The 11,168-nt window shown below is 37.2% G+C and carries 12 protein-coding genes; 3 read left to right on the forward strand and 9 right to left on the reverse strand.

The annotated features are described in order from the left end of the window. The 7 genes from E1140_RS05160 to E1140_RS05190 all read right to left on the reverse strand — a co-directional run. The coding region (locus tag E1140_RS05160; RefSeq protein ID WP_155179811.1) for an outer membrane beta-barrel protein at positions 1-454 on the reverse strand (454 nt) is incomplete at its 3' end. Between the two features lie 92 nt (positions 455-546). Further along, entirely contained in the window at positions 547-1,287 is a 741-nt protein-coding gene (locus tag E1140_RS05165) for a DUF1835 domain-containing protein (RefSeq protein WP_155179814.1), read from the reverse strand. Next, positions 1,287-2,627, reverse strand: coding sequence for a GntP family permease (locus tag E1140_RS05170; protein WP_155179818.1), 1,341 nt, complete (start codon positions 2,625-2,627; stop codon positions 1,287-1,289). Before E1140_RS05170 ends, E1140_RS05165 begins: the two co-directional genes overlap by 1 nt. 10 nt (positions 2,628-2,637) lie before the next feature. Then, complete coding sequence (locus tag E1140_RS05175; protein WP_155179821.1) at positions 2,638-3,942, reverse strand: glycerate kinase type-2 family protein; 1,305 nt, start codon at positions 3,940-3,942, stop codon at positions 2,638-2,640. A 225-nt stretch (positions 3,943-4,167) separates the two neighbouring features. After that, positions 4,168-4,857 carry a hypothetical protein gene (locus tag E1140_RS05180; RefSeq protein ID WP_155179824.1) on the reverse strand — a complete coding sequence of 230 codons (690 nt, stop codon included), beginning with the start codon at positions 4,855-4,857 and terminating at the stop codon, positions 4,168-4,170. 64 nt (positions 4,858-4,921) lie between these two features. After that, a complete protein-coding gene (locus E1140_RS05185) occupies positions 4,922-5,113 on the reverse strand; it encodes a hypothetical protein (protein ID WP_155179827.1) in 192 nt (63 codons plus the stop codon). Beyond that, positions 5,106-6,731: a M1 family metallopeptidase gene (locus E1140_RS05190; protein ID WP_155179830.1), complete on the reverse strand. Its 1,626-nt coding sequence runs from the start codon at positions 6,729-6,731 to the stop codon at positions 5,106-5,108. The genes E1140_RS05185 and E1140_RS05190 overlap by 8 nt, the downstream gene beginning before the upstream one ends. 449 nt (positions 6,732-7,180) lie before the next feature. Here E1140_RS05190 and E1140_RS22005 point away from each other — a divergent pair, with 449 nt between their 5' ends. The 3 genes from E1140_RS22005 (at position 7,181) to E1140_RS05205 (ending at position 9,359) form a co-directional block, all read left to right on the forward strand. Further along, complete coding sequence (locus E1140_RS22005) at positions 7,181-8,119, forward strand: helix-turn-helix domain-containing protein (protein WP_155179833.1); 939 nt, start codon at positions 7,181-7,183, stop codon at positions 8,117-8,119. Between the two features lie 93 nt (positions 8,120-8,212). Then, the gene (locus E1140_RS05200) at positions 8,213-8,779 is read left to right on the forward strand and encodes an ester cyclase (protein WP_185153436.1); all 567 of its coding nucleotides are present in this window, start codon (positions 8,213-8,215) and stop codon (positions 8,777-8,779) included. A 1-nt stretch (position 8,780) separates the two neighbouring features. Beyond that, positions 8,781-9,359 (forward strand): hypothetical protein, encoded by a 579-nt coding sequence (locus E1140_RS05205; protein WP_155179838.1) that lies wholly within the window; start codon positions 8,781-8,783, stop codon positions 9,357-9,359. Positions 9,360-9,669: 310 nt separating this feature from the next. Here E1140_RS05205 and E1140_RS05210 read toward each other — a convergent pair whose 3' ends face one another. Both E1140_RS05210 and E1140_RS05215 read right to left on the reverse strand, forming a co-directional pair. Beyond that, on the reverse strand, positions 9,670-10,272 hold the full coding sequence (locus tag E1140_RS05210) for a YdeI/OmpD-associated family protein (RefSeq protein WP_155179841.1): 603 nt from the start codon (positions 10,270-10,272) through the stop codon (positions 9,670-9,672). 42 nt (positions 10,273-10,314) lie between these two features. After that, entirely contained in the window at positions 10,315-11,091 is a 777-nt protein-coding gene (locus E1140_RS05215; RefSeq protein ID WP_155179844.1) for an SDR family oxidoreductase, read from the reverse strand. Positions 11,092-11,168: the final 77 nt, after the last annotated feature.

An 11,168-nucleotide genomic window follows, 5' to 3' on the forward strand; every position in this document is an offset into this window, starting at 1 on the left:
CGGGATAAGTTATGTTTTTCAATCTTGCATACTGCACCAGAAGCTCAATTGATAATTTGTTTTTAAAGTTATAATGGATTCCAGGACCAATGTTAAAAGCATTCATCGTTCCATTATACTGCGGGTAGTCATCATATTTTAAATTCCCAAACCCTACCCCAGCTTCAAAGAAGGGTGATATATGATTGTTTGATAAGTAGTACCTGAAGTAAACAGTTGCACCTAAAGCTTTCATGTCTTCTACCTTACCTGCAAAAGGCATTAAACCAATTGAAAATCTATTGGCTGGGAAATATCCAAGATTGGATCTTATTGAATATCCTGTTTCTTCTGTGTTGTCAGGATAAAATATTGGCAATCCACTAATGCCTATTTGAAAAGTGCCTTTATCTGTTTGACCAAAAGAATTAAGAGAGCTCAAGCAAAAAAGAACAACTGCCAATAACTTTTTCATAAGTATTAAATTGAGCTATACTGAATATAGCGTTAGTCTAATATTTAGACTTAAGTAATATAGTTAAAAATTATAATATTATAATCAATAATTCATATTAATTTATCCAATAACCGCTTCACCTGCAGGTCACCGTATCCATAGATAGGGGCACGCTTACTAAATTCTCTAAAAATGGGAGAGAACTCCTGTGTGTTTAGGTCTTTCATTATCTCTTTCAAAATCATAACTGGCTCTCCGGGGTTATCTTTAGTAGGTATGCTCCTGATAAAGGCATCTATCACATTCGAGATGAATGGGTATTCATTATTAAAGAACACGGCCATTTTATTTAGATGATTGACATTTCTTGCTTTAAACATCTCCCAAAGTGCTGCAATCTCCTTCTGGTGATTCAATTCTAAACGGTTCTTTAAGGCAATTTCTAACTCAGGTTGTTGCAGTCCACCAAATCCGTACTGTGTATGTTTCTCCGGTCTGACTAGTGATAGATTATGCACCCCATTTTGATATAAAAGGTGAATGCAGAACCAAAAATTAACCTGGCAAAATACATCGTCTTCAAACCAAAGCATAATTTCATCTTGGCTGGTTAATGCTCTGATCTTTTCAATTTCACATACAGTCTTTTTATAATAGTCTTCAGGCTGAGTGCCTTCATAATTGGAGCTAATAAATTTAGCTCGACAGGCATAAAGGGACTCTATATCTGTGCCATAATCATCACCATCCACAAGGCATTCCCTGGCAACAATTAATTCGCCTGCAAGCCAATTTTCTACCTGGCTTTTTAGAGCATCACCATTTAGAATATGAACTAATCGATTCGCCATTAGGCCAAAACTAAAAACAACAGCCAAATAATCAACTGAACAGATACTCCCATAATAAGCGTGGCCATGCTGTAGACTTTTAAAGTGGTGCTGGTATCCATATTCGAAAATCTGCTGATGACCCAGAAATAGGAGTCATTAGCGTGACTGATCATCATACTGCCAGCGCCCATACTCAAAATAGCAAGAGTAATGCCCATTGGCGAGGCTAAACCAAGATTTGCAAAAAGAGGAGTAATCAAAGAAGCCGCTGTTATTACAGCTACAGTTGTGGAGCCTTGTGCGGTTTTTAATGTGGCTGCTATCAGGAATGGAAAGAAGATGCCTAAAGATAAACCACTCAACATCTCACCCAAATTACTGCCAATGCCTGTGGCCTTGAGCATAGCACCAAACATACCTCCAGCAGCACATATTGCTAATATCATCCCGGCTTTGTCTACACCATCTGTGAGCCAGTGTTTAAAATCTTCTTTGTGTTTGGTTTTAATTAAAACAGTAGATACCACGACAGCAATTCCTAATGCCATAACTGGGTCTCCAACAAATGAAATGATCTTCAATAATGTGTTCGCACTCATTTCAGTAGCAGTATAATTCAGCTGTAACATAGCATTTAGGCCGATTAACACAATCGGTAGCACCACAGGAACAAATGATAAAAGTGGAGAGGGCAGATCAAGCGTGTCATGATCAATATGATTAGGGTCTTGCTCAGAATGATCCATTTTATTACCTCGCCAAATACTCCATAAATACCCAATGATTACAGCAGGAAGCGCCAGTAACATTCCCCAAAGCATCACTCTTCCCAATTCTCCACCAGCAGTGCCTACAGCGGCCGTTATTCCGGGATGTGGAGGCACAAGACAATGCACAGCATACAATGAAGTGGCCAATACACCTGCCATTACAGGCATTTTGAAATGTGTTTTCCTAACTAAAGAATGATTAAGCCCGCTAAGAATGATAAATCCTGAATCGCAGAAAATAGGGAAACCCATGATGAAGCCTGTTAGTGCAATAGCTGCAGGTGCATTCTTTTCGGTCATCCTTCTTAAGATGCTATTGGCCATGCTTGAAGTAGCTCCGGTCTTTTCCAGAATAATACCAAGTGTGGTGCCCAGAATAATCAAAAGGCCTATCTTTTCCATGGTAGAGCCAAAACCTTTCTTCAACATTTCTACTAATTCGCCAATAGGCAAACCGCTGAGCAGCCCTACACCAAATGCAGCTAATAACAGCGCAAAAAAGGCGTTCATTTTTTTGTAGGCTGTACTCCAAACAATAAAAGCTATGCTGGCAATAAGAAGGAATAATAGATAGAAAGGTGAGGTCATTGTTTAGATTTTATTGAATTAATGCGAACATCACGTCCATTACATTGGTTTGTGTCGGGCCTGTGATTATAAGGTCGTCTGTTTGCTTAAAGAAGTTATAAGCATCCTGATTTCTATGATATTTATTGATATCTAGTTTTTGATCTTCAGCTTTTTGCAACGAGCTAATCTCAACTACGGCTCCGGTAGCATCGGTGGGGCCATCAGTGCCATCAGTTCCACCGCTTAAGATGGTGATATGGATGGTTGCTTCTGAAAATTGCTTCAAAGCTGATAATGCAAAATGCTGATTTCTTCCGCCTTTGCCTTGTCCCGTAATCATCACAGTGGTTTCACCACCCTGCAGTAGACAAGCAGGTTTAGCACTATTATAGTTTTTGGCTTTTTCCATCAGTTTGGCCGCTTCTTCTACAGCATCTCCAGTGATTAATTCACAATTCTCCTCTACATAATATCCTAAGTCCTTAGCCATTGCTTTTGCAGCATCCAAAGCCACCTGATTATTGCCTATTATTTTACTTTTTGAATTGTTGAACAATGAGTCATCAGCTTTAAGTGTTTCTGATATTTCTCCATCAATCCCTTTTCCAATATGGTTGATAATTCCTTCAGGCACTTTGTCTATTAATCTGTATTTAGACAAGATAGCCTTTGCATCGGCAAAAGTTGATGGGTCTGGCACGGTTGGTCCGCTGGCAATGGCGCTGATGTCATCACCTACCACATCGCTAATAATCAATGAATAAACCTTTGATTTAGTATGTCTCAGTAGCTGCCCTCCTTTGATCTGGGAAAGGTGCTTTCGTACCGTATTCATTTCCTGTATTTCAGCCCCCGATTTGAGAAGAAGATCAAAGGTTTGTTGCAAGTCAGGCATGATTAACCCTGATGGCACATCGCACCACAGCGATGAAGCTCCACCACTGATCAGACAGATGATTACATCATTTTCAGTTGTATTCCTTAGCAGGTTTATGGTTTCCCTTACCGCCAAATCACAGTTGTCATCCGGTACCGGGTGAGCACTTTCAATGATTTTGATGTGATTGGTAGGAAGACTATGATGGTATTTTGTGGTAACTATTCCATCTTTAATATGAGTACCTAAAATTTTTTCGGTTTCCACGGCCATGGCAGCGGCAGCTTTTCCAGCACCTATAACGTAGAGGTTGTTGGTTTCTTTTAGCGTAATCTCATCACCAAGAATTGTAAGTTGTTGCTCTTCTAATTTGATGTGCTGTGGCAACAAATAGGAGGGCTGTACGGCCTTAACTGCTGCCTGAAAAATTTGAAGTGCATCTTGTCGTGCCGACATGTACTGGTATTAAGTGATTAGTTAAGTACATTAAAAATGCCTTTTAATTGTTGGAATAGCAAAGGAATGGTCGGATCAAACAAGTCGTCATGCCGGAAAATAAAGGTTTAACTTTTAATAACCTTTATTTATCCGGTATCTCATTAATCAAGTTTTTGGGAGATCACGGACAATTTTATACATCTGAAATATATTAATAAAATTTCCGAGATGATGAAATGGTGTTTACTTCACCCTCTCATAAACCTCTACCTTCTTGAAGAAATCCTTATTAAATAATTGTTGGAAGGCCTTTTTATCGGGATTGATGAGAAAGGAGTCGTCACTTAGCTGAGTGAATGAGGTGATTGAATAAAAGTCTTTTAATTCTCCGTCAAAGTTACCTTTCTTGTCTTCTACACCTTCTGGCTTAAAATTACCAACAGCAGATACCTGTAAATTTCCATTCTTTAATTTCTCTATAAGGTACGTATTCCAATAATCCTTCTTGTCTTCTTTCTCATTAAGCACCAAGAGCTTCCCGAACTTTTTGAGTACAAGAACCTCCGAGAGTTTTTTATCCATTTTTATAGTGATGTCGTAATGAATTGAGTCATTACTTTCCGTGAATGGAATTCCATAATCAATAGGCACAGTATCGTCATATAACAGGTTGCCAGCAATGCGCATTGTTGGTATGGTATCCAAACTAGCTAAGGGCAGACTTTTCTTAAAATTCTCCGGATAGACGAATTTATCTTTCTCAACAAAAAGCGTGTCTGTCAGAGCACCGTCTTTGACGAAATAAGCACCTTGAAATGATTTTGGGAAACCTTTTAATGCAGGATCACCTTTGGGTTGTGGGTGCTCAAAATAGATCGTAGTACAACTTGAAAATACTGTGATAACGAAAAGCAATGCAGGCAGGCATTTCATAGGCTAGGATGTTAGTTATACTAAAACTAACGAATTCTGATTAATGAATATTGAGCGAAGGGCTTTAAGTATTTTGTTCCTGTTTCTTAATCTCCCTAAGTGTTATAATCATAGAAACTATTAATAGAATGTTGGACAGCGGCCCCATGTACCAAGTGCCCTTATTGAAATTGGTCTCAACCAAATTAAATACAAGTAGAATAACACTTGCTGCAAGAACAAAATAGGCTCCTCTTTTACGATTTGTATTAGTCATTTTGCTTGATTGAAGTTACTTCATGAAGTAACCACGTATCTGGATCAATGTCAACCTGCACCACTTTTTTTGTGGTCATGAATCTGGCATTGGTTCGTAATTCCGAAATATCAATGGTTTCTGTTCTGCTCTTACCATCTTCAAAAGTCATTTTAACATCAACAGGAAATGTAAATAAATTTGCTTTTTGCGTTTGCCTGATTTCAATTTCCATGTATTCTTTTTCATTACTCCAATTGATATCCAATTGCGGATGCCCGGCCTGATATAGCCACTGCTTAAAAAATGGACTCAAGTCTTTACCCGATATTTCTTCCATAACTCCTTGAAGGTCTTCTGATAATGCATTGCTGTATTTGTAATTTTCATAATAGCTGCGAACGCCCTTCCAGAAAAGGTCATCACCAATTTCATGTCTTAACATGTGCAGCACCCAAGCACCTTTTTGATAAGTCAATGGCGAGAGCAATTGCAGAAAATCATCTTTTACAGGATTGATAATAGGCACCATGTTGGTGGGCACATAGTCCGTGTATTTTTGTCTTTCAGACTTCATCCGTTCCACAAAAGGGTCACGACCATATTGGTGCTCCCAGTACAAATCGGTACAATAGGTAGCAAAACTCTCGCTAAGCCAAAGGTGGTGCCAGCTGCCTTCCGTGGCTGAATTACCAAACCACTGGTGGGCAATTTCATGAGCTAGGGTGCCTTCAATGCTACCTGTTCCGTTGATGAGTTTTTCTCCATAAAATACATTGCCTGCATTTTCCATACCGCCAAATCTGGTCTTAGACTGCACATTGGCCAGTTTTTCAAATGGATAAGGACCAAAATGTGTAATAAAGTAATCGAGTATAGAAGCTGTTTTGGAGAAATCGCTAAAACCCATTTCCTTATCCTGAGGGTAAATCCAGGCCGAGATTGGGATGTTCTTTAGCTCACCACTATGCTCTACGGCAAATCTTGCAGTTCCAAAAACCATGACCTTGGTAGAAATAGGCGTGTCCATTTTATAATGGTACATCACCATATCATCATTAACATAACTCTGTTCTAATAGCAGTCCATTGCCAATGGTTTGATAATAGTTAGGAGCCGTCACTATCCATTCTACAGTTGCCTTGTCAGACGGATGATCAACCAGCGGAAGCCAGTTTTTACCTCTGTCAGGATAGTTGTCAGCAAAGAAGGTGCGTTCGTTGTACTTGTTTTTAGAAATATAAAGTCCATCCGCAGGAACACCTTTGTAAGTAATCGTGTAAGTTCTTTTTTCTCCTGTCTTGGTAGGGTTAATATTGATAGTAAGGGCTTGGCCTTCATGTTTAAAGTTTACCGCTATGCCATTCTCTGTAACTGAATTGATCACCATTCCTTTGCCATCGGCCTGCTTTTTAATAATGTCTAAATTGAAACTGCTGACGGCTTTCTTAAACTCAATAGTTACGTCTGCCTTTGCTTCAATCTCATCAGTAGCATCAGAAAGTTTTATATCAAATTTATAATGCTGAACATCAACGGTATTGAACCTTTCTAAATGATTTTGTGCCTTCAGCGGAGTGATATAAAGACATGTGAAGATCCATAAAATGATTACAGGTAACTTGAATTTGCTGGCCATGAGGGTAATTAATGATTAAAGTAGAAAGATAATGCATTCCAAAATGAAATAAATACCATTGATCAAATTCGGCTGTTGTGCATCATCTGGTTCTGCGGCTCATCGAATATAGAAATGATTAGATGAAAGGAGTCTTCTTAATATAGGTTATACCAAAGTGGAATGGAGGTATCTTTGCCACAATTTAGATTCATTGTACTGATGGCAAAGATCACTTGCGGGATGACTTATTTGGTGGTAATAGTATCGCTACTATATGTAATTTGAGACTTATTACTCATTGCAATTTCCAACTCCTTAGGAATTCATGGGATTTCAATCCGTTTATAAGAACGGATCACAGATCCTACGAGACTATTTCCAGATTGCAAATCTGGAATAGCAATGACATAATCTAATAGTTCGCAGGACTTATAAGAATTTAGAGCATACATCATTATATTAGATAGGTGAAGAAAATTGAGATTAAAATTCATGAGCCGTTAGCTGATCAGTTTATAAGTTTCTTTGAAATGAAACCAACAGATCAGGACAAGGTATATCACACACCAAAGCACCGTGGTACCGGCACCATGAAATTTTTGAAATTCCCATCTAAATTACAATTCTATCATTGGTCAAACTGTAGTGAAAATGTAACCTATTCGATGAAATCTATTAATTCAGATGATTCGGATTGGGTGCTGTGCCACATCAATCTAGCAGATCTAAAGCAGGTCAAAAAGGTAGATAATCAGGATATTGAATTTCATAGACATGCACCCATAGGTGTATTGATCTATGGACCAGGGATAGAAATTACGACACAATTTGAAGCGAATCAGGTCGTGAATGTTTGTTCGTTCCGCTTTCATAAAGAGTTTATCAACTTTTATTTTCAAGAGGAATTGAGCTTTGAGGAAAAGCTATCCTATGAAGATTTAGATTATCAATTGGAAGAAAGTCTAAGGCTTGCACTTGCTTCTATGGAAAATAAGCTTATTTGTCATAAACACTGTCTTGACTTTATTATTCAGCTTACTTCTAAGTTAAAAAGAAGAAAATCTGAGGCAGGTAAGGCTAATATACACATTAGTGATGTAAGAAGCTTATTTATGGCGGCAGCTACGTTGAGAAACCCTTTGACCCAAGATGTGCCCAATATAGAGACTCTTGCTAGTTTGGCCAGTATGAGTACCACCAAATTCAAATTATTATTCAAGCAACTATTCGGCAGTTCTCCTATTCAATATCATCACAAAATAAGAATGGAATATGCCAAGGACGAACTGATTACTAAAAGGAAAACTCCAACAGAGCTTAGTTATGAGTTCGGGTATTCCCACCCTTCAAATTTTACCACTGCCTTTAAAAAGTACTTTAACGAACTGCCCTCGAACTATTTATAGTTAAAATTTCGGGCTTTTAGCAATACAAAGTATGTCTTTTAGCAATAATGTCCAGGATGTTTTATGACGATCTTGGCGTATAAATTACTCGCTATGAAAAAGATACTAATACTATTTATGATGTTGCTGAATTTGAGCACTAATGCTCATGAAAATGACAGCATTGAAGCTGTGAATAGAAAAATTGCAATGGATTTTTATGAAGATTTATGGTTTACTAATAATACTGATAACTATAGCAAATATGTAGCGGATACCTATGTAGTACATGATATAGGAGATCGAAAAGGCGTTACCGAACCGGCAATTGAACAGAAAAATACAGCTGATTTTTTTTGGGAGAATGGTGAGTGGAATAATACGATAGATTATCAAGTAGTAGAAGGTGATATGGTAGTTACTAGATGGCAGGCCAACTATAAACCTAAAACATTGCTGGGAAGAATAGCTATCGGTGAAAGTAAAATTCCGATTATAAATGTGTTTAGAATACAGAATGGGAAAATAGTTGAGATCTGGAATCATAGACATGATATTGATACAAGTCAGACTATGAAGTTCACAATGAAAGGACTTCTTTTTGGTTTACTGATTGCCTTAATCCCATTAATAGCAGCACTTCGATACAAAAGAAAACTGAAACAACTAAAAGAGGTATAATATGAAATTTGCTAAAATCTGCTGGTCTTTAGGATCTATTTTGGTAAACGTTACCATTGCAATTTACATTGCCTTGCAGAGTAAATCACCAAAAGTGTTTGCTGATAGACTAGTTTACATTAATGAAAACTGGGCCATCTATGGGACTCATTGGAAGGCTGAATTTTTTATTATGACAGTGATGACCATTGGTGCATTGTATTTTGCAATACATTTAAGAAAGATGGAATGGGTTATTATCACCATTGGTCAATTTATTATTTTGATTACATACCCGCTAATGATTGGTGGTTATGAAAATGCGTCTTTGGAGGTAGGTCTGGCAGTAAATCAAATTGCAACATCAACTTTTGTTTTAGGTAATGTCTTTTTCTTAGGAGGGATGGTTTATTTGTATGTTGGTGATACTATTCTTAACCCTACGTTGAGATATGTAGGCATTGCCATTGCGTCAATTGCATTTATTGTCTTTATAATTACTTATATAGGATTAATTACTTGGCAACAGGCAATATTAGTTGGGCCGCTGGTGAACGTATTGTATTTATTAAACGCTTATTACGGCTACAAATTGGAATAAACCCCTGGAGTCATTAATCCAATAATTATGGCAAAAATCCCTGCTGCCTATGCTGAAGCTCTGGCCTAAGTATACGGGATGACTTACTTAGTGTAATAGTTTTGTAGACCTAATGGGTTCAAGGTTTCAGATTGCAAATCTGGAATAGTTCAATTCCTTAATTTTAGTCGTTCAATAGCATAGCGGATGTATCGTTGCCATACTGAAACATACTTATGTCTATGACAAAGATTATAGGGTTATTAGTCCTCTATTTTCAATTAGTAATTCGCATAATTTGAAAAAAAAGGCAGTTTAACGCAACTTTCATCTAGTCATCTTTTGGTCCAACGTCTCGACCTTTTGGGTGATTGGCTTTGATATTTTCAGCAGCTCGAGTAACAGTTTCAGCTATTCTATTTTTTCTTGTTGCATCTTGTTTGGCGTTTTTTATCCATTCAAGAATATTTCTTTTGGAAGAATTTGGAAAGCGATCATAATAATACTTCGCTTTAGTGTTGGCCCTAAATTCCTTCTCTAAGTCTTTGGGTATAATTAGCTTTTCAACATCATCAAGAAAATTCCATGCTCCATTATTCTTGGCTATTTCTACCATTTTCAATCCAGGATATTCCATTTTACCAGCCTTTATAAGGCGGTTAACCCTTTCCTTATTCACCTTAGACCAGTTGCTCTTCGGATTTCTTGGCGAAATGCGGTGCATGGTTTTTTCATCGTCTAAATTCTTAGGTAAACTATCAACCCATCCAAAACTTACCAATACATCAACCATATCATCATAGCTGATATATGCTTCCCCAAATTCTTTTTTCCATTTTACCAGCCAAACGCTTTCGTTTTGACGATAATGTTTTTTGAGCCAATCATGAAGATCTTTAATATCCTCCACAAATACTTTAGTCAGTTCACTCATTGTGGCGAATTGAATTTTTATTTAAGTGTATTTTCCTACAACTCAACCGACCTTATGCATTCTATTTACTGGCTTACTTAATACTTTAAGAATAAAACCAGGGAAGAAACGACTCATAAATTTTAATTGGCTGGCTTGCCCCGGGCATATTTCGTGTTTGTCCTTGGAAAAACCTTTTAAAAATGCAGCTACCATATCCTTTAATGGCATAGGGGTAGAACCTTTCATATCTTCTTCGTGAAACTGAGATAGTAACTCTGTGTCAGTAGCAGGAGGTGCAAGTTCAAATACTTTAATTGTAGTATTACTTAACTGTGCTCTTAATGAAAGTGTGTAGGAATGTAAGGCTGCTTTACTAGCGCAATATACAGGTGAAATAGGTAGTGGCATGAATGCTAAACCTGAAGACACAGTTACGGTAGCGGCATTATCTTTTCCTTTTAATAAAGGCATAAAAGCATCATTCATCCAAATGGTTCCTTTAACGTTGATGTCTAATTCTTTGGTTAAATCATCATCAGATAGTTTGTGATCCTGTAAATTAATGGTGCACATAATGCCCGCATTGTTAATCAAAATATTAAGCTCAGGAAAGTCTTTTTCTATTTGTTGATATAGTTTTTTTATTTCTTCAGGACTGCTTACATCACTTTGAATGGTAATCACTCCTTCTAATTTATCTTTTACCTTTTGCAATTTTTCAGCATTACGTCCAGTAATAATTACTTTGTTATTTCTCTTTAAAAATTCTTTGGCCATTTCAAGCCCTATTCCACTTGAACCACCTGTTATTAGTATAGTATTGTTACTTAAATTCATATTGCTTTATTTTTTTAGATATAAATTTTAATTTGTTTGTCATGCCGACTATCCCACGTAAGTTATTGATTATCAAT

Origin of the sequence: Fulvivirga lutimaris, assembly GCF_009711525.1 — a bacterium.
GTDB classification, from domain to species: Bacteria; Bacteroidota; Bacteroidia; order Cytophagales; family Cyclobacteriaceae; genus Fulvivirga; species Fulvivirga lutimaris.